The sequence below is a fragment of the Lactiplantibacillus fabifermentans DSM 21115 genome (genome assembly GCF_000498955.2).
Lineage (GTDB): Bacteria > Bacillota > Bacilli > Lactobacillales > Lactobacillaceae > Lactiplantibacillus > Lactiplantibacillus fabifermentans.
Window position 1 is genome coordinate 1 of sequence record NZ_AYGX02000136.1, and the last position, 20,666, is coordinate 20,666.

A 20,666-nucleotide genomic window follows, 5' to 3' on the forward strand; every position below is an offset into this window, starting at 1 on the left:
GGAAGCTGATCTTTTTTGTCCGAACAGCGTTCGGATTAATTTTACAATCTACCAAACCTATTCACTTTCCCCGTATAATATAGGCGAAATAACTAATTTAATCACCAGAATTAGGCTAAATGTCACAGCATAAACTTAGACGTTTATTATTATTCTTAAACGTGGTTATTTGTTTTCTTATTTACAATTGTTTGTAAGCGCAATTATAAATTGCAAAATTTGAAGAGTAGTGGGGAGAGTTTTATGGCTGAAAAAGATAATAAAATCACACTAACCGCGTTAGTGATGATGATCTTTACCACCGTCTTCGGCTTTGCCAATGGGACCGTCGCCTTTTTCTTAATGGGGTATTCATCAATTCTGTTTTACCTCGTGGCCGCGGTACTGTTCTTTATTCCGTTTGCGTTAATGATGGCGGAATACGGGGCGGCAATCAAGTCGGATCAAAGTGGGATGTATAAGTGGCTGGAAGTTAGTGTTAATTCCAAGTTCGCGTTTATCGGGACCTTTATGTGGTTTGCGTCGTATATCATTTGGATGGTGTCGACGTCGGCGAAAGTTTGGATTCCATTTACGACGACATTCTTTGGGAGTGACCAAACGCAAAAGTTTGCCTTCTTAGGGTTGAATGCGACCCAAACGATTGGGTTACTGTCATGCTTGTGGATGATTATTGTCACCTGGGTCTCCATTAAAGGGGTCAAAGGGATTGTCCGGATTACGAGTCTTGGTGGCTTAGCCGTAACGAGTTTGAATGCGATTCTGTTAGTGATCTCCGGGGTTATTTTAGCCTTGAACCATGGTCACTTCGCGCAACCGTTGAATTCATGGTTAAGTTCACCAAACCCTAGTTATCAACATCCAATTGGGTTAATGAGTTTCGCTGTCTTTGCGATTTTTGCTTATGGTGGCTTGGAAGTGCTCGGTGGGATGGTTGATAAGACCAAGAATCCAGAAAAAACCTTCCCTCGTGGGATTATTATTTCAGCCATTATTATCACGTTAGGCTACGGCTTAGGAATCTTTTGCTGGGGAATTAGCACGAACTGGCAATCCGTTTTATCCAGTCCCACGACCAACATGGGGAACATCAGTTATGTCATGATGCGTAACTTGGGTTATGAACTCGGTAAAGCGCTTGGTTTAACGGCGGCGACGAGTAACGTGGTCGGATTATGGTTCGCCCGGTATACTGGTTTAGGGATGTTCTTGGCTTATAGTGGGGCGTTCTTCACCTTGACGTACTCGCCACTGAAGACCTTGATCTTAGGAACCCCCAAGGAACTCTGGCCCAAGAAGTTTACTAAACTTAACAAGCAACAAATGCCGAGCTACGCGATGATAATTCAATGTGCCTTAGTCATTGTGATTATTTTAATCGCCTCATTTGCGACATCGGATGCTTCGAACTTCTATAATATCTTAACGTTGATGTCCAACGTTTCAATGACGTTACCATACTTGTTCTTAGTCTATGCCTTTCCAAAGTTCAAACACAACGAAAGTATTGCCAAACCATTTGAAGTTTATACGTCACATAAATGGACGTTTATTATTAGTTGGATGGTCTTCATCGTCGTGTTAGGCGCCAACATCTTCACTTTGATTCAACCAATCTTAGTGGATGGCGATGTTAAAAATACCATCTGGATGTTAGCTGGACCAATTTTATTTGGGGCGCTAGGAGCCGTTTGGTATCAAGTGCGCGAGCGTAACTTACAAAAATAACTTTTTTAATTTACTTGACAAAAGTAAGTGCCAAAATCTATACTAAATCCATCTTATGAAATCGGGAGCGACGATCATGCAAAAACAATTCAACCAAATGCAAATGATGATGTGCTGTCCATGTTGTGAACCAAACAACATGGCTATTTGCGTTGAATTACAAGCGTCGCGACAACATCAAAATTAACGGCATTGAGCTCATAACGTTATTTTGAACGTCTGCTTGGAATCTGACGAGATTCTTGGCAGGCGTTTTTTTGTTACCGATGGTTAGGGTTAACACACATTGAATTGATAAGAGGGGCGAGCAACTTGAAAAAACGATCAGTATTCGCAGTTATCTTAAGTTTATTATTAGTAACCGTGTTGACTGCGTGTGGGAAGCAAAGCAGTCAAAGTTCAAGTAATGGCAAGTATGCCAGCAGTCAAGTTTTAAATCTATCGTATCCAAGTTCATTAGATTCAATCGATATTTCCAACATGTCCGGTTATGGCAGTACGGGGAATTTATTCGAAAGCTTATATCGATTAGGGAAAAATGGGTCAATCACGCCCGGTTTAGCTAGCAAGACGAAAGTATCCAAAGACGGCAAGACGTATACGTTCACGATTCGCAATGCCAAATGGAGTGACGGTTCCGCCATCACTGCGCAAGACTTTGTTTATTCATGGAAACGTACGGTGACCCCATCGACGAAGTCTCAATACGCCTACTTATTCTCAGGCGTTAAAAACGCCGACCAAATCGTTGCCGGTAAAAAGTCACCGAGCACGTTGGGCGTCAAAGCAGAAGGTAAGCATACGTTCATCGTCACGTTGGACAAACCCATTACGTACTTCAAGAAGTTAATGACCTATCCATTGTTTGGACCAATCAGTGAAAAGGCCGTTAAGAAGTGGGGCAGCAAGTATGCGACGAAAGCCCAATACATGTTATACAGTGGGCCATTTAAGTTAACGGGCTGGACCGGGACCAACAATAGCTGGTCATTTGTGAAGAACAATCAATATTGGGATAAGAAAGTCGTACACCTTCAAAAGATTAACTACTCGGTTAACGAAAGTACGACGACCACGTTGAACTTGTTCCAAGAAAACAAACTTGATTTAACCCAGTTAGCCAGTGAACAAGTTAAGAACGAAAAGAACAATAGTGACTACACCACGTATCCGTATTCCATCACAGCGTTCTTAATTTATAACTTCAATGACAGTAACGCGACAATCAAGAAGGCCATGAACAACCAAAAGATTCGCCAAGCAATTTCATTATCAATTAATCGGAGTTCCTTAGTTAAAAATGTTATCGGCGATGCCTCAACGGTTTCTAAGACGTTCGTGCCACAAAACTTAGCGTCTGATCCGAAGAGTGGCAAAGATTTCGCCAGCGAATCAACGGTTAAAAATTCAACGTCCTACAATCCAACCTTGGCGAAGAAGTTATGGAAACAAGGATTGAAAGAAATCGGCGTGAAGAAGTTAACGTTAACGATGCTGACCTCTAACGATGAACCAAATAAGGCCATTTCTCAATACTTCAAAGGGGCGCTTGAAAAGAATTTGAGCGGTTTGACGATTGATTTGTCGAATATTCCATCAAAAGTAGCCCAATCACGGGCCCAAAATGGTAACTTCGACCTCTACTTGAGTGGCTGGGGCGCGGACTTCAATGACCCCATCTCACATTTGCAAATCTTGACTAAGAGTAGCGGGTATAACTACGGGAAATACAATAGTAGTGAATATGACGCGTTAGTTAAAAAAGCTCAAAATCAAGATGCCAATAAGCCGGAAGCCCGTTGGCAAGATATGTTAAAAGCGGAACGCGTCTTAATGCAAGATCAAGGCGTCACGCCGTTATATCAAACGGTTTACTCGTACTTACAAAATCCCAAAGCCAAGGGAATCATCCATAATACGGCCGGGACCCAGTGGAATTACAAGTACGCTTATATCGCTAAATAGTTTTACAAATGTGATTGGCAGGTTGCCGTTGTGAGTCAGTGATAATTCCAGCCGCCGTGACGACCGGTTCGAGCCAAAGAGCGGTCTCGAACCTCACTTTGAAGCTTGGCCCAACCCGCCAATCTACAAAGATGTCGGTGCCGTAAGCTCGGCCAAAACCATGCCGAACTAACGGCACTTTCACGACGACTTCCATTATCGCTGACTCACAACTAAATTGACTTTTCTATAAAAATAGTGCGACCACAATTTTGTGGTCGCACTATTTGTTTCAGTCGCTATTTTATAAATTCCGAATATGTTTTTGTTGCCATAGTTACAATGGTAATACTAAGCAAATGAATGAGGTCATCGCATTGTTATTTAGCACTGACCTCATTTTTGCATGGTATTCAATTGATCAGGCTGACGCCTCAAAAGTCGAATGGCGATTGAATTAATAATGAAATAATACAAGTGCCTATGAAATCTATAATTTAAAAGAGTTTTAGCTAGTTGGTGTCCGAGATTAAATTGAAGCAGCATAGAAATTTAACTAGAAAATTGTTGTTTTGATTTAGCGAGAGCTGGCGGTGTCGGGGCGGGGGACACCGTGTCGATTTGCTTAGCTGATGTTTTTTGTCAGCTTAGCAAATGGGCCGTGTTAATAGACAAGCGGGTTGTGCTTGGCTGTTAACCGCCTGGGAGACCGCTTTTGGGCTCCAAGGTTTGCCCCACGGTGAAACCCGCCCAGACACTGCCAGCGGTAGCGGCAAACGACTACTACACAAAAAACTGAGCTAACATAAATGTTAACTCAGTTCAAAACGGCTTATTATTTCAAGCTATTGTTTTCCATGATATCATCGATCAAACCGTAATCTTTGGCTTCTTGCGCCGTTAAGTAGTTATCACGTTCGGTATCGTGGTTCAGTTTTTCAACTGATTGACCGGAATTGCTTGCTAAGATTTCGTTGATCTTTTTACGAGTCTTCAAAATTTCTTCAGCAACGATTTCGATTTCAGTTTGTTGACCTTGAGCACCACCAGAAGGTTGGTGAATCAAGATTTCGGAGTTAGGTAACGCAAAGCGTTTGCCCTTCGTCCCGGATGATGCCAAGACACTGGCCATGGAAGCAGCCATTCCCATTACGATGGTTTGGACATCAGATTTGATGAAGTTCATCGTATCGTAGATTGCCAAGCCGGCGGTAACGACCCCACCTGGTGAGTTGATATAAAGGTAGATGTCTTTATCTGAATCTTGGGCATCTAAGAAAAGCAATTGGGCAATGATGGCGTTAGCCATGTTGTCTTCAATCGGACCTGATAACATGATGATACGGTCCTTTAAAAGTCGTGAGTAAATGTCATAGGCACGTTCGCCACGTGATGACTGTTCGATAACTGTCGGAACTGGATACATAACTTGTTAGCCTCCTAAAGTTTCAAGATTAATTAGCTGCTTGCTAATATAAATGTAGTTTACCGCTAAGGTCAGTAAAGGTCAAAAGAAAAACCTCAAAAACAAAATTCCGTTTTAACAATGAACGTGGTATACTTAGGTTTCTATCATATACGGCTTGAGATTGGGAGATCCCAATCTCTTTTTCTTGCGCTAAAACTTATCTTAACAGTTAGTAACGTCATAGACTACATGCTTGAGGTTCCTAGCGAACTTCGTTACTATATTAAGATGTAAGCGGTATAGATATCAACTTTTTTATCTTGAATTTGGGTATAAAAAAAGCTGAGTTTTAACTCAGCTAACTGATGCGCCCGGAGGGAATCGAACCCCCATTTCAAGAACCGGAATCTTACGTGCGATCCATTACACTACGGGCGCCTAAACAACATATTATAGTTTAGCGGATAATGGATAAAAACACAAGGGGTATTATTTAAAAAATTGTTTGGGAGGAATTATTATGGCATTAGGACCAGGCTTTCGCCAACAACAACGGCAATCGCAAAAGTTAGCGATGACCCAACGATTACAACAATCTATTCAAATGTTGCAGTTCAATGTTGAGGAATTACGCGATTTCTTGAGCCAAAAAGCACTTGAAAATCCGTTGATTGATGTTGATACGAATTGGAATTCTAATCATGCCAGTTTGAGTGCCGTTAAAAACCGGTCGACCCAAGCCGACTTTATTGAACAAGTTTCAACAACTAACCGCCGATCATTGTTTGAATATTTATTAGATCAGATTCATTTAACGATGCGCGATACTCATTTACGGCAAATCGTCTTGTATTTAATCGAATACGTGGATGTGAGCGGTTATTTACGGGTGGATGAAGCACAAGCGATGCGAGAAACCAACGCCACTCCGATTGAGTTGTTAGATGCGATTACCTTATTGCAACAACTCGACCCACCCGGTGTTGGGGCCCGTAATTTGCAAGAAGCATTGATGCTGCAAACGGAGAATGATGAACAGGCGCCTAATCTAGCCTACATTATATTAGAAGAAAACTTCGAAGCGTTCGTCAACCGCCAGTGGGCTCCGCTCGCAAAACAGTATGACGTGACGTTAGCGGATATTTCATCAATTTATGATTATGTGCGGACGCTCAGTCCAACGCCGGGGGCCGCGGTTGGTCAAGAAACAACGGGTTACATTTTCCCAGACTTAGTCGTTAGTCAACAAGCGGGGCAGCTAGCCTTGAAGACGGCGTCGATGGCCCAACCGGTTGTGAAGTTCAAAGGGAATTACTTCCAACAGATGAATCAGCATGACGATCAAGAAGTGACGGAGTATTTGAAAGAAAAGAAATCTGAATATGAGTGGATTGCTAGTAGTTTGCAACAACGCGAAGCCACGATTTTTCGGGTCGGTACTGTTATTATCGACCGCCAAGCGGATTTCTTCTTAGAAAAGACGACCGAATTACAGCCGTTATTATTGCGCGATGTGGCTCAGCAATTACAAGTCCATGAGTCAACCATCAGTCGGAGCATTAATGGTAAATATATTCAGACTGATTTTGGCATGTTTGAACTCAAACGCTTTTTCACCAAAGCGGTCACCAAACGTCCCACCGATGGTCAATTAGTCTCAGCGGACAATGTACAACATCGAATTGTGGCGTTGATCGAAGCCGAAAATAAAGAAAAACCGCTTTCAGACCAAAAAATTGTTCAAATTCTTAAGGATGAGAATGTCGAACTTTCTCGGCGGACGGTGGCCAAATATCGCGAAAAGCTGAATATTCCATCGTCATCGAAGCGTAAACAGTATTTAAAAACCGAATAATCAAACCAGTAAAATATTTTACTAGTCGGGTCTTCGCTTGGCTAGGTTATGATTTGCAACCACTGCATGAACCTGCTATAATTCATGTTGTGGTTAAGAGAGGTATGCGACAGGAACTTCCTAAGGAATTGATTGTTGTGTGCTTTGTTTTTTGAAGTCTTTGGGTCGTTATTCGACATAGCTGGACTGAATCCGTCCCACTAGAGAGCAGGTTGAATGCCATGCATTCAGATATTCAATGGATTGAGGCAATTTCCCCAGATATGGTTGACATGCTGAGTCGTCGTTACTTAGTATTGCGAACCATTAATTGGATGGCCCCAGTTGGACGGCGGTTGTTAGCCCAAACCTTGGACGTCAGTGAACGAACCTTGCGAACCGAAACGGATACGTTACGGAAGCTTGATTTGATTATCGCTGATAAGTCCGGCATGAGCGTGACCCAGCAAGGTAAGGATGTCTTACTTGGCTTGAGTCAGTTCATGGATGAGCTAATGGGAATCCGCCAAAAGGAACGGCAATTGGCACAACGTTTTAACATTAAACGTTGTATCATCGTTTCCGGCGATTCCGACCGCCAGTTAAAAGTTATCGGGACCATGGGCGAAGAAGTAAACCAACTGTTACAGCAGCTGTTGCCAGAAGGTGAGAGTATTATTGCGGTAATGGGTGGTCACACCATGGAGCATGTGGCCAATCACTTAACTAACAAACTTGCTAGTAAACGTGATTTGTTGTTTGTTCCCGCACGCGGTGGGGTTGGTGAATCGGTTGCGATTCAAGCCAACACGATTGCGTCGCAAATGGCACAACAAACTGGCGGAAAATTCCGTTCGTTGTTTGTGCCCGAACAGGTCAGTGAGCGAACGTATGAACCACTCCTCAAGGAACCTAGTATCCAAGAGGTCTTAAAAATCATTCGTCGCGCTAATGTGGTGATCCACAGCATCGGTGATGCGGTGTCGATGGCCCATCGGCGTAACATGTCGGAGGATCAGATTAAAGTGTTACGTAGCCGTCAAGCGGTTGGCGAAGCCTTTGGTTATTTCTTCGATAAGGATGGTAAGGTGGTTTATCGGATTCCGCGCATCGGATTACAAATCGGTGAACTGGCCAATATGGAGACTATACTCGCAGTTGCGGGGGGTGCTTCTAAAGCAACCGCAATTGAGGCGTATATGAAGATCGCGCCAAAACGGACGTGTTTAATCACGGACGAGGGCGCCGCTAACTTGATTTTAAAAAAGTAATCTTCTATATAGAAGCTACTTTTTAAAATAAAAAATATTTTTATTTCCACAAGGAGGAAATTCTAGTATGTCTGTAAAAATTGGTATTAATGGTTTCGGACGTATCGGTCGTTTAGCATTCCGTCGTATCTTAGAACTTGGTGCAAAGTCAAGTGATATCGAAGTTGTTGCTATTAACGATTTAACTTCACCTGCATTGTTGGCTCATCTTTTGAAGTATGACTCAACTCATGGTACTTTGGATGCTGACGTTTCAGCAACTGACGATTCAATCGTCGTAAACGGTAAGACTTACCGTGTTTATGCTGAACCACAAGCACAAAATATTCCTTGGGTAAAGAACGACGGCGTTGACTTCGTTCTCGAATGTACTGGTTTCTACACATCAAAAGCTAAGTCACAAGCTCATTTGGACGCTGGTGCTAAGCGTGTCTTGATCTCAGCTCCTGCTGGCTCAGACTTAAAGACTATCGTTTACAACGTTAACGATGACATCTTAACTTCTGATGACCGTATCGTTTCAGCTGGTTCATGTACTACTAACTGCCTTGCACCATTAGCATTCTTTGAAAACCAAGAATTTGGTATCAAGGTTGGTACTATGACTACTATCCATGCTTACACTTCAACTCAAATGTTATTAGACGGCCCTGTACGTGGCGGTAACTTCCGTGCTGCACGTGCTGCCGGTGTAAACACTATTCCTCATTCAACTGGTGCTGCTAAAGCTCTTGGCTTAGTTATCCCAGAATTGAACGGTAAATTACAAGGCCATGCACAACGTGTTGGTGTTGTTGACGGTTCATTAACTGAATTAGTTGCTATCTTAGACAAGAAAGTTACTGCTGACGAAGTTAACGCAGCTATCAAGAAGCATACTGAAGGTAACGAATCATTCGGTTACAACGACGAAGAAATCGTTTCATCTGATGTTATCGGTACTACTTTCGGTTCAATCTTCGATCCTACTCAAACAGAAGTTACATCTGATGGTGACAACCAATTAGTTAAGACTGTTGCTTGGTACGATAACGAATATGGCTTCACTTGCCAAATGGTACGTACTTTATTGAAGTTCGCTACTCTCTAATATAAATTAGTTTGTTAGAACTTTAAAACCGCATATGGTTTTTAACGGCGGGGGGAGGCAAACTCCTCTTGCCGTTTTTTTTAATTCACGTTCACGAATTCCTAGGAGGATTTAACATTGGCTAAATTAATCGTTTCAGATTTAGATGTTAAAGATAAAAAAGTTTTAATTCGTGTCGACTTTAATGTTCCAATTAAAGACGGCAAAATTGGTGATGACAACCGGATCGTGGCTGCCTTACCAACGATCAAATACGTGATGGAACATGATGGTAAAGCCATCTTATTCTCACATTTAGGTCGGATTAAGAGTGAAGACGATAAGAAGGGCTTGAGCTTACGTCCAGTTGCTGAACGTCTCTCAAACTTATTAAACAAACCCGTTACTTTCGTACCAGTTACGGAAGGCGAACAACTTGAAACGGCTATCAACAACATGAACGACGGTGACGTCTTAGTTGTTGAAAACACTCGTTTCGAAGACGTTGTTGACGGCGAAGTTGTTAAACGCGAATCAGGTAACGATCCTGAATTAGGCAAGTACTGGGCTTCACTCGGTGACGTTTACGTCAACGATGCCTTTGGTACTGCTCACCGTAGCCATGCCTCAAACGTTGGTATTGCTTCAAACATGGACCAAGTTGCTGCTGGTTTCTTAATGGAAAAGGAAATCAAGTTCTTAGGGGATGCCGTTGACAATCCTAAGCACCCATTCGTTGCTATCTTAGGTGGCGCGAAGGTTTCTGACAAGATCGGTGTTATTGATCATTTAATCAGCAAAGCTGACAAGATCATCATCGGTGGTGGGATGACTTATACGTTCTATGCTGCTAAAGGCATGGGCATTGGTAACTCACTTGTTGAAAAAGACAAGATTGAATTAGCTAAGTCAATCATCGAAAAGGCTGGCGACAAGTTGGTCTTACCTAGCGACTCAGTTGTTGCTGAAAAATTTGACAACGATGTTCCTAACAAAGTTGTTGAAGGTTCAATTCCTGATGGCTACATGGCCTTAGATATCGGCCCTAAAGCTGTTCAAGAATTCAAAGATGTTTTGAAAGATGCTAAGACGGTTGTTTGGAACGGACCTATGGGTGTGTTCGAAATGAGTAACTACGCTAAGGGAACGCTTGAAATTGGCGAATTCTTAGGTACTTTAACTGACGCAACAACGATTGTTGGTGGTGGTGACTCAACTGCTGCTGTTAAGCAATTAGGCGTTGGCGACAAGTTAACTCATATCTCAACTGGTGGTGGCGCTTCACTTGAATACCTTGAAGGTAAGGAATTACCTGGTATCGCTGCTATCTCTGACAAATAATTCTGTTCTCCGAAAGGAAGGTCTATCGTGCGTAAACCTATTATTGCCGGTAACTGGAAAATGAACAAAACTGCTAGCGAAGCTTTAGCTTTCGTTAACGCGGTTAAGGATCAATTACCAGATCCAAACAAAGTAGAATCAGTTGTTGCTGCTCCCGCTCTTTTCTTACAAGAAATGATCGAAGCTGCTAAGGGTTCTGACTTAAAGATTGCTGCTGAAAATGCTTACTTTGAAGATGCTGGTGCCTTCACTGGTGAAACTTCACCAGCTGCATTAGCTGACTTAGGTGTTGACTATGTTGTTATTGGTCACTCAGAACGTCGCGGTTATTTCCACGAAACTGACGAAGACATTAACAAGAAAGCTCACGCTATCTTCAAGAACAACATGTTACCAATCATCTGCTGTGGCGAAACGTTAGAACAACGTGAAGCTGGCGAAGCAGAATCATGGGTTTCAGGCCAAATCAAGGCTGCTTTAAAGGGCTTATCTGCTGACCAAGTTAGTTCGTTGGTAATTGCTTACGAACCAATCTGGGCTATCGGTACTGGTAAGACTGCTACTAGTGACCAAGCTGAAGAAATCTGTGCCGTTGTTCGTAAGACGGTTGCTGATTTATACTCACAAGAAGTTGCTGACAAAGTTCGTATTCAATACGGTGGCAGTGTTAAGCCAGCTAACGTTGTTGAATTAATGAGCAAAGCCGACATCGATGGTGGCTTAGTCGGTGGTGCTTCAATGCAACCTGATTCATTCTTAGAATTAGTAAACTACCAAAACAACTAATTCATTATTGCAAGTTCAAACTCAACCCTCTACAATGGGGATTGAACCAATTACAAGCAAAATTAAGGAGAGAATATAATGTCTATTATTACAGATATTTATGCTCGCGAAGTCTTAGACTCACGTGGCAACCCAACTGTTGAAGTTGAATTATATACGGAAAGCGGCGCATTTGGTCGCGGTATCGTTCCTTCAGGTGCTTCAACTGGTGAACATGAAGCCGTTGAATTACGTGATGGTGACAAGAGCCGTTACATGGGCAAAGGCGTTACTAAAGCCGTTGACAACGTTAACAAGTTAATTGCCAAAGAAATCGTTGGCTACGATGTTACCGACCAACGTGCCATTGACCAAGCTATGATCAAGTTAGATGGTACTCCTAACAAAGCTAAGTTAGGCGCTAACGCTATCTTAGGTGTTTCTATCGCCGCTGCACGTGCTGCTGCTGACGAACTTGAAATGCCATTATACAACTACCTTGGCGGGTTCAATGCGCATGTCTTACCTACTCCAATGATGAACGTTATCAATGGTGGGGCACATGCCAACAACGACGTTGACTTCCAAGAATTCATGATCATGCCTGTTGGCGCATCATCAATCAAAGAAGCCGTTCGTATGGGTTCAGAAACTTTCCATAACTTGAAAGCTATCTTGAACGAACGCGGATTCTCAACTGCCGTTGGTGACGAAGGTGGTTTCGCTCCTGATTTGAAGAACAACGAAGAACCATTCGAAATCTTAGTTGAAGCTATCGAACGTGCCGGCTACAAACCTGGTAAGGATATCGCGATTGCCTTTGACTGTGCCGCTTCAGAATTCTACAATACTGAAACTGGCAAGTATGATTTGAAGGGTGAAGGCGAAAATGGTAAATCATTTACTGCCGAAGAATTCGTTGACTTACTTGACAGCATCGTTGACAAGTACCCAATCGTTTCTATCGAAGATCCTTTGGATGAAAACAACTGGGAAGACTGGCAAATGGCTACTGAAAAGCTTGGCAAGAAGGTTCAAATCGTTGGTGATGACTTGTTCGTTACTAACACTGACTACCTTGCTAAGGGGATCAAGATGGACGTTGCCAACGCTATCTTAATCAAGGTTAACCAAATTGGTACTTTAACTGAAACTGTTGAAGCTATCGAAATGGCTAAGCAAGCTGGCTACACTGCCATCGTTTCACACCGTTCTGGTGAAACTGAAGACACGACCATTGCTGACTTAGTTGTCGCAATGAACGCTGGCCAAATCAAGACTGGTTCAATGAGCCGTACTGAACGGATTGCTAAATACAATCAATTAATGCGGATCGAAGACCAACTTGAAAGCACTTCAGAATACAAGGGTCTCTCAGGTTTCTACAACTTGAGTGAAGACGCTCGTAACACGATTGCTAGCAAGTAATTAGGTTCAAGCATTTTCGGAAAAGTGTCACTCATTTGAGTGGCACTTTTTTAATACATACGTTTTGGATGGTAATGCCGCTGCTGGCGACTGGGGACGTGCGCCGTGGGGCAGACCTGCAGCCAAAGAGCGGTCTGCAGGGCACTTAGGGGCCTGACCATAGCCCATGTCAGGCCCCTAAGACGACCCCGATAACTGGCTGGGTAATTCACCAGCCAATTATCGCGACACGGCGCGCATCCTCAGTCGCCAGCAGCTAAATAGTGTCTACAGGTACACAACTGAGTAGGCAACTGGTGGGCGGAAGCTGTCTTTATTACTATGATTAGTATAAAAATGAAACGAACGGGGTGTATCATGCGGGAATTTGTTAGGGGATGTTGTTAGCATTACTGAGCTTTACTGTTTTATGGTTGGGTTTGAATGCGCCAGCTCAGGCGATGTCGAATGTCAAAACGATGCCGGCTAGTTTACGAGGGACTTGGTATGAGGGTATGTCTGGTCACGAGTATTCACAATACAAGTTACAAAAAAATTCAAGTGGCTTTAAGGATATCAATCGTAAAAATAAAGTGTCGAATAGTTACAAGGCCCAAGTCGTCAAAAAACTTAAAGGCTTTTCTGGGAAACCAAAGTATGCGGTTATTCAAAAGCAGAAAAATGGTTGGTACGGTATTAGTTACAATTTTGCCAATGGTATCTCACAAATGAAGCGGGGAACCTATAAATTGAAGGGCCGTAAATACACCGTCTTGTATCGGGTTGATTTGAGTGCCGTCGACCATCAGTATATTCAGAAGAAAATCCGGGTGAATGTGTTGTTCCATAAACGAATAAATGGGGTTCACACCACGTTGGTTAGTAGTAAAGGTATGTTCAAATAAATACATTCACCATTTAAAACAGCACAAAACCTATTAAGTGACCAGTATCAATTAGTTGGTTAGTCTAATAATTACCCTCCCAGCAGCCGGGTAACTAGTGTGAACGTGCAAAAATTTTCCTTAGTCGAGCGAACTTCTCGGCTTAGGAAAAGGACGTCTTTCAAGATTGGCGGGTTTGGCCGAGCTTGAAAGCGAGGCTAAAGACCGCACTTTGGCTTTAGCCGGTCCTTGCACGAGAAACACTAGTTGCCGGGCTGCGGCCATCATCTGAAAGTGAGGGATTCTCAAACAGAAACAGGTTAATTTCCGTCGTTAACCATATCTCGTGGTAAAATAATAGCACGAGTATTTAAAGGAGCTTTCTGTGCATGGATTATTTTCAAAATCAAATTAATGAATGGTCGGATTGGCAAGCGGTGCAAAATACACCCACGGCCTTTGAGCCATTGTTGCATCAAATTTACTTAAGTGAAAACGAACCGTTTAAGACCCCGGAAATCGTGACGGATGATTTTGCGGCGGTCTTTAATATTGGTCCCACGCAAATTGCCATTTTTCCACCGGCTAACGTGGCGCCGAATACCCGCGACCGTTATCAAACGGAACGCTTTAGTTTAACGCGGATGACGCGGCTACAATTGACCGCTCCACAACTGCTGCATGCCGGATTTATCTTTGATAGCTATCAATTTTACTACGTGATTTATCGTCCTTTAATGGGCACGCCGGTTGCTGAGTTTGTGGAAACGGCGGAACCGCTGGCTAAATCCACGTTAGGTCGTCAGATTGGCGCGGTTTTAGCCCAATTAGATGGTGAGGTCGCTAGCTTTAATCAAGTTGACGCCCGAGCATTGAGTGATCAGGCGAATTGGCAGCAACTTGGCGCCAACTTTGCCGCTGACCGCGACGCCTACTTAGCTGGACATCCCGCGACACCGAACTGTTTTGTTCACGGTGATTTGACTGGGGATAACTTGGTCGTGACGCCCGGTCAAGTGGGACTGCAACATTTTCAATTAGCGATGCAAGCACCCCGTCAAGCGGAATTGGTCCCGTTAGTATTACAAGCCTTTGCTTGGGATGCGGACTTATTACAAGGCTTCCGTGAAACGTATGGGGTCAGTGACTTGGCTTCCGAATTATTGATGGGGTTGTTGTGGCGAGCAGATGGCCCGGCCTACATTCAACACTTAATGGCTAATCAATATCCAGTGACCTTAGCCCAAGTGGCGGCGCGGTTACAGACGATTTTACCTGTCGAATAGGGGGATGACGGCTTGAAAAAAGATCGGGGCCCCAATCGATATCGCTTGGATTTGACGCGCTTCGGGGCGATTGGGCGCGGCGTATTAGTAGGCTTGATTGCTGGCGTCGTGGTCAGTGTCTTTCGTTTTTGTATTGAATATGGGTTGAAGCTGGTCCAGTGGGTCTATGGCCAAATTCTGGTGACCCCTTGGTTAGTGTTACCTTGGATTGTCGTGAGTGTGGTTGTGGCGGTTATTTTAGGTCTGATGGTCAAACACGAACCAGATATTAAAGGGTCGGGTATTCCCCAGGTTGAAGGGCAACTAGCTGGTGAACTGGATTATGCGTGGTGGCCCGTGCTATGGCGCAAGTTCGTTGGCGGTATCTTAGGCATCGGCTCGGGGCTATTTCTGGGTCGCGAAGGGCCTTCAATCCAACTAGGCGCGACGATTGGTCAAGGTGTTGCTGAAAAGCTCCATCGCAAAGGAGCCGACCGGCGTTCGCTGATTGCTGGGGGGGCCGCCGCGGGCTTGTCAGCGGCCTTTAATGCGCCGATTGCCAGTACGTTGTTTATTGTTGAAGAAGTCTATCATAACTTTTCACCGATTATTTGGACCACGGCCTTAGCTAGTGCGATTGCCAGCAATTTTATTTCATTGAATTTTTTTGGCTTAGTGCCAGTGCTCCATATTCCATACGGGCAAACGTTACCGTTGAGTCAGTATGGTAATTTGATTGGGCTCGGGGTTTTTCTCGGAGTCTTTGGCTATTTATATCAAAACGTGACGTTAACGATGCCTAGTTGGTATGCTAAATTACGGCTACCGAGTTGGCTAGATGGGTTGATTCCATTCCTATTAGTGATTCCGATTGGGTTGTTATGGCCACAATTACTCGGCGGTGGGAATGCGGTGATTTTAAATATTGCCGCTCACACGCCGGTACTTACGGCGTTGATTGGAATTTTTGTGTTGCGATTCGTCTTCTCAACCATTTCATATGGGTCCGGATTACCTGGTGGGATTTTCTTGCCCATCTTATCGTTAGGGGCTATTTTAGGTGGTATTTATGCAGAAACAATGGTCGCTTTAGGCTGGATGCCGCAACACTTTGTCACCAACTTTATTATTTTTGCGATGGCTGGCTACTTTGCTGGGATTGGGAAAGCACCGTTTACTGCTATTCTACTTATAACGGAAATGGTCGGGACGTTGCATCATTTGATGCCGCTGGCGGTTGTTTCGATGACGGCTTACTTAGTCGTTGACTTACTCGGTGGCGCGCCGATTTATGAAGCGTTGCTCGAAAAATTAACCCAACCGAAGCTGCCCGAACACAGTGGGATTCAAGACCGGTTGGAATTTCCAATTTTTGAAGGGTCCGTATTAGAAGGCCATCAAGTCCGGGACTTTAAGTGGCCGCAGGAATCCCTGCTGATTGCGATTCGCCGGGGTGAACGCCAAGTGATTCCGCACGGCGATACGTTAATGCGCGCCGGCGATACTTTGATTGTTTTAACGGACCGCAGTAATCGGGCGTGGGTCCATCACGCGATTGACCACTTAACGGCCGTCAATACTTGAGAACTTTGAAATCTAACTAATTGCCCGCCTGACTGGAAAAATCAGGTTAAATGTGTTAAATTGTTATAGACATAGCGGACTCTTTAGGAGGCACTTTTATTGTATAATTTACTGATGACGATAATATTGATCGTTTCCGTTTTAATTATTATTGCGGTGATGATGCAACCATCCAAGACAAATGATGCCATGTCTTCATTAACTGGTGGCGCTGATGATTTGTTTGCAAAACAAAAGCCCCGCGGGTTTGAAGCCTTCATGCAAAAAGTGACCGTCGTACTCGGAATTATTTTCTTTGTAGCGGCGCTGGCTTTAGCTTGGTATTCATCGAAGTAATTAATTGTCCTCCTGTGATTTCAGGAGGCTTTTTTTTAAGGCAGGTGTAAAACGTGTGGCAACGACCAACCCCATTCTTATTTGAACATAGCGATCAAGCAGTGATTTTGCTCCACGCTTATGCGGGGAGTGCTAACGATGTGCGGCTGTTAGGGCGCGCCTTGGAACGCGAAAACTATACGGTGTATGCGCCCCAGTTTAGCGGGCATGCGACGGGCGACCCGCGCGATATTGTGCGGCATGGTTCGCCCGCGGCTTGGTGGCAAGATACGCAGCAAGCAATATCATTTATGCGCCAAAAAGGCTATACTAAAATTAGTATCTTTGGGTTATCGCTTGGTGGCATTTTTGCGACGCATGCCTTGGAACAAGATTCGACCTTATTAGGTGGGGGCACGTTCAGCTCGCCAATCTTTCCAACGGCGAAAACCCGGGTGGCGCAAATGTTTAAAACGTTGGCGACGCGACAATTAACGGCGGCGGGTCAAGCCGATGCGGCGACCGCCGTTCAGGACCTAATCCCGGCCGCCAAAGCGCAGTTACAAGCAATTGATACGTTTACTGCCGAGCAAGTGCAAGCCCAGTTGTCACAAATTACCCAGCCATTTTTTATTGGTCAAGGTGGTCAAGATGAGTTGATTGATGCCCAAGTTGCGCAACGGTTACGCACGCAACTAGTCGCCCAAGGTGGCCAAGTGAGCTTTCACTGGTACGCGACGGCTGGTCATGTCATTACAGTGAATGGCGCGCATCATCAACTGGAAAACGATGTCTTAGAGTATTTAAAAACTATTTATTAAAAAAAACGAGGTAAATAATGTCAGAAGCTAACTTACAAGAACAAATCCTGACTTTTTTGCAAGCTCATCCCGACCGGAGCTACAGTGTGGAACGGTTATGCGATGAATTGCATTTCACAGGATCAACCGCGTTTACATTTTTAGTTAAAGAATTAGCTAATATGGAACGTAAAAAATTAGTCACAACGGATGATCATGATCATTTCAAAATCGTCCAAGATAGTAAAGTTGTCGAAGGCTCATTCCATGGCAACGACAAAGGGTTTGGGTTCGTGCGCTACGATGCCGAATTACCTGATATTTATATCAACCCGGATAACACCATGTTTGCTTTCACGGGCGATGATGTCCAAGTTGAAATCATCCGCCCAGCGCGTCCCGGTTCCGACCGCGGTCCGGAAGGTAAAATCACTAAAATTGTGCAACGCAATTATTCCCAAATCGTGGGTGCGTTTGTTCCAAGTACGGCCGTTGCTGGCTTTATTGGGAAAGTGGAAATCAAAGAAAAGAAGCTTTCTAAGTATGAACTCTTAGTGACCGACCAAGGGTTACACCCAACGGAAGGCGAAGTCATTATCGCTGAAGTTGCGGCTTATCCGGATGCTAAAAATCCAACCCGTATCGTCGGAATTGCCAAGCAAGTCATCGGGAGTGTCGATGATCCGGGGATGGATGTCTTACAAGTGGTCTATCAACACGATGTCCCATCGGTGTTCCCAGAAGAAGTGACTGAAGAAGCCAATCGGATTCCAGATTATGTAACGGATGAAGATAAAGCCGGTCGCGTGGACATTACCGACCAACCATTAGTCACGATTGACGGCGCCGAATCGAAAGACTTGGATGACGCGGTCGTTGCTTGGAAGATGGACAATGGGAACTACCATTTAGGGGTCCACATTGCCGATGTTAGTCATTACGTGACGGAAAACTCTGAATTAGACCGGGAAGCGTATAAGCGCGGGACTTCCGTTTATTTAACGGACCGGGTGATTCCAATGTTGCCACGCCGGTTATCAAACGGTATTTGTTCATTGAATCCGGATGTTGAACGGTTGGCTATGAGTTGTGAAATGGAAATCGACCCCACTGGTCAAATCGTCAACCATAAGATTTTCCAAAGTGTGATCAAGTCGCACGCGCGGATGACTTATGACGCCGTTAACCAAATCTTGGAAGCGCATGATCCTAAGACCCGAGACCAATATTCAGACTTAGTGGATATGTTCGACGTCATGGGTGACTTGCACCGGATTCTTTACAAGAACCGGCGTCACCGCGGGGCCATTGATTTTGATGACAACGAAGCTAAAATCATTGTGGACGAAACCGGTCACCCGATTGACATTCAATTGCGGGTCCGCGGTTTAGCCGAACGGATGATTGAAAGTTTCATGTTGGCAGCTAACGAAACGGTGGCTAAGCACTATAGCTTGCTCAAAGTCCCATTCATCTATCGGGTCCATGAAACGCCTGATAGTGACCGGATGCTCAGCTTCTTCGAATTTGTTACGAACTTTGGGGTTACCGTCACCGGTAGTTCTAAAGATGTCAAACCGAAGATGTTGCAAGATGTCTTGAAGAAAGTCGCTGGCAAGCCGGAAGAAGCCATGGTTTCGGTCATGATGTTACGGAGCATGAAGCAAGCGAAGTATGCTGACCAATCCTTAGGCCACTTTGGGTTAGCTGCGCCATACTATACGCACTTCACCTCACCAATTCGCCGTTATCCAGATATGATGGTGCACCGTTTGATTCGTCATTATGCGGAAAATGGAACTGGTGAAGATGCTCGGGCTAAGTATCGGGATAACTTACCAGTTATTGCGGAAACAACATCTGACAACGAACGTCGCGGGATTGATACCGAACGTGATGTTGATTCGATGAAGAAGGCTGAATATATGGCTGACCACGTTGGCGAACACTTTGATGCGGTCGTTGACTCAGTGATGAAGTTCGGGTTATTCGTTGAATTGGAAAATACCGTTGAAGGGTTAGTCCACATTAGCGTCATGGACGATGACTATTACGAATATGTTGAAAAACAACTCGCCTTAGTTGGTCGTAAGACGAAACGGACCTTCCGAATTGGGCAACCAGTTAAAGTTGAATTGATGCGGGTCGATAAAGACCAACGTGAAATTGACTTTAAGTTGTTGAATCCGGAAGAAGCGCCGAAGACGGACTTATTGCCAAAACGTGAACATAGTGACAACTATCGTGGCAATAACCGTCGTGGTGGCAATGGTAACTATAAGCGTAATGGTAATAACAATCGCAATGGTAACGGCAATGGTGGTAATCGTAACGGCGGCAACCGTAATGGTGGCAATCGTAACAACAATAACAATCACCGCAATGGCAACAGTAATAACCGTAACCATCGCAATAATAATAGTAATAATGGCCAACGGCGGTCGAACAACGACAACCGCCACTAGGCTAAGTAAGGGGATGTGCGGCTGATGGCCAAACAACACGGTAAACATCCGGATACCGCCCTCGCTCAAAATCGGAAAGCTCGGCATGATTACGCGGTTGAAGATACCTACGAAGCTGGGATTGCTTTAACTGGGACGGAAATCAAGTCCGTTCGTGATCGGCGAGTAAACTTAAAAGACGGCTATGTGCAAATTCGTAACGGCGAAGCCTGGATGATGAATGTGCACATTAGCCCGTTTGCTGAGGGCAATCGGTTTAATGTCGACCCACTGCGTAACCGCAAATTACTGCTCCATAAAAAGGAAATCAGTAAGCTGGGGGAAGCCACGCAGACTAAAGGGGTCACGATTATTCCTTTGAAGATGTACCTTAAACATGGTTTTGCTAAGGTCTTGATTGGGGTCGCTCATGGGAAACGTGAATACGACAAACGCCAAGATATCAAAAAACGTGAACAACAACGCCAAATTGATCGCGTCATGAAGCATTATTGATGTGCTAGTATGGCGGTCAATTAAAAAAAGTCGTCTGATGGTAGATTGCAAATTTAATCCGAATTTTTGGACAAATTGTTCAGCATAACCT

The 20,666-nt window shown here is 44.2% G+C and carries 17 protein-coding genes and 1 tRNA gene; 15 read left to right on the forward strand and 3 right to left on the reverse strand.

The genetic code is table 11. The features are described from left to right. Window positions 1-243: 243 nt before the first annotated feature. Window positions 244-1,728: a glutamate/gamma-aminobutyrate family transporter YjeM gene (gene yjeM, locus DY78_RS11540; protein WP_024626086.1), complete on the forward strand. Its 1,485-nt coding sequence runs from the start codon at window positions 244-246 to the stop codon at window positions 1,726-1,728. A 312-nt stretch (window positions 1,729-2,040) separates the two neighbouring features. Further along, a complete protein-coding gene (locus DY78_RS11545; protein ID WP_024626087.1) occupies window positions 2,041-3,693 on the forward strand; it encodes a peptide ABC transporter substrate-binding protein in 1,653 nt (550 codons plus the stop codon). On the opposite strand, the gene DY78_RS11550 is transcribed toward DY78_RS11545, so the two are convergent. From DY78_RS11550 to DY78_RS11560, 3 genes are all read right to left on the reverse strand, one after another. After that, complete coding sequence (locus tag DY78_RS11550; RefSeq protein ID WP_033613626.1) at window positions 3,686-3,889, reverse strand: hypothetical protein; 204 nt, start codon at window positions 3,887-3,889, stop codon at window positions 3,686-3,688. The genes DY78_RS11545 and DY78_RS11550 overlap by 8 nt on opposite strands. A 618-nt stretch (window positions 3,890-4,507) precedes the next feature. Continuing rightward, the gene (gene clpP / locus DY78_RS11555; RefSeq protein ID WP_024626088.1) at window positions 4,508-5,098 is read right to left on the reverse strand and encodes an ATP-dependent Clp endopeptidase proteolytic subunit ClpP; all 591 of its coding nucleotides are present in this window, start codon (window positions 5,096-5,098) and stop codon (window positions 4,508-4,510) included. A gap of 348 nt (window positions 5,099-5,446) precedes the next feature. Further along, a tRNA-Arg gene (locus DY78_RS11560) sits at window positions 5,447-5,518 on the reverse strand. Between the two features lie 82 nt (window positions 5,519-5,600). On the opposite strand from DY78_RS11560, the gene rpoN reads away from it, so the two are divergent. From rpoN to smpB, 13 genes are all read left to right on the forward strand, one after another. Next, entirely contained in the window at window positions 5,601-6,935 is a 1,335-nt protein-coding gene (gene rpoN, locus DY78_RS11565; RefSeq protein WP_024626089.1) for an RNA polymerase factor sigma-54, read from the forward strand. 221 nt (window positions 6,936-7,156) lie between these two features. Beyond that, window positions 7,157-8,185 (forward strand): sugar-binding transcriptional regulator, encoded by a 1,029-nt coding sequence (locus DY78_RS11570; protein WP_024626090.1) that lies wholly within the window; start codon window positions 7,157-7,159, stop codon window positions 8,183-8,185. A 67-nt stretch (window positions 8,186-8,252) separates the two neighbouring features. After that, window positions 8,253-9,275: a type I glyceraldehyde-3-phosphate dehydrogenase gene (gap, locus tag DY78_RS11575; RefSeq protein ID WP_024626091.1), complete on the forward strand. Its 1,023-nt coding sequence runs from the start codon at window positions 8,253-8,255 to the stop codon at window positions 9,273-9,275. 117 nt (window positions 9,276-9,392) lie between these two features. Continuing rightward, window positions 9,393-10,595 (forward strand): phosphoglycerate kinase, encoded by a 1,203-nt coding sequence (locus DY78_RS11580; RefSeq protein WP_024626092.1) that lies wholly within the window; start codon window positions 9,393-9,395, stop codon window positions 10,593-10,595. A 27-nt stretch (window positions 10,596-10,622) separates the two neighbouring features. Further along, window positions 10,623-11,381 carry a triose-phosphate isomerase gene (tpiA, locus tag DY78_RS11585; RefSeq protein WP_024626093.1) on the forward strand — a complete coding sequence of 253 codons (759 nt, stop codon included), beginning with the start codon at window positions 10,623-10,625 and terminating at the stop codon, window positions 11,379-11,381. Between the two features lie 78 nt (window positions 11,382-11,459). After that, on the forward strand, window positions 11,460-12,788 hold the full coding sequence (gene eno, locus DY78_RS11590; protein WP_024626094.1) for a phosphopyruvate hydratase: 1,329 nt from the start codon (window positions 11,460-11,462) through the stop codon (window positions 12,786-12,788). Between the two features lie 377 nt (window positions 12,789-13,165). Then, entirely contained in the window at window positions 13,166-13,672 is a 507-nt protein-coding gene (locus tag DY78_RS11595; protein ID WP_024626095.1) for a hypothetical protein, read from the forward strand. Window positions 13,673-14,040: 368 nt separating this feature from the next. Further along, complete coding sequence (locus DY78_RS11600) at window positions 14,041-14,937, forward strand: phosphotransferase family protein (protein WP_024626096.1); 897 nt, start codon at window positions 14,041-14,043, stop codon at window positions 14,935-14,937. Window positions 14,938-14,949: 12 nt separating this feature from the next. Continuing rightward, window positions 14,950-16,500, forward strand: coding sequence for a ClC family H(+)/Cl(-) exchange transporter (locus DY78_RS11605; RefSeq protein WP_024626097.1), 1,551 nt, complete (start codon window positions 14,950-14,952; stop codon window positions 16,498-16,500). A 99-nt stretch (window positions 16,501-16,599) separates the two neighbouring features. Further along, window positions 16,600-16,836, forward strand: coding sequence for a preprotein translocase subunit SecG (secG, locus tag DY78_RS11610; protein WP_024626098.1), 237 nt, complete (start codon window positions 16,600-16,602; stop codon window positions 16,834-16,836). Between the two features lie 53 nt (window positions 16,837-16,889). Then, window positions 16,890-17,636, forward strand: coding sequence for an alpha/beta hydrolase (locus tag DY78_RS11615; RefSeq protein WP_024626099.1), 747 nt, complete (start codon window positions 16,890-16,892; stop codon window positions 17,634-17,636). Between the two features lie 17 nt (window positions 17,637-17,653). Beyond that, window positions 17,654-20,080, forward strand: a complete 2,427-nt coding sequence (gene rnr / locus DY78_RS11620) for a ribonuclease R (protein WP_024626100.1) — start codon at window positions 17,654-17,656, stop codon at window positions 20,078-20,080. 24 nt (window positions 20,081-20,104) lie between these two features. After that, window positions 20,105-20,575 (forward strand): SsrA-binding protein SmpB, encoded by a 471-nt coding sequence (smpB, locus tag DY78_RS11625; protein ID WP_024626101.1) that lies wholly within the window; start codon window positions 20,105-20,107, stop codon window positions 20,573-20,575. Window positions 20,576-20,666: the final 91 nt, after the last annotated feature.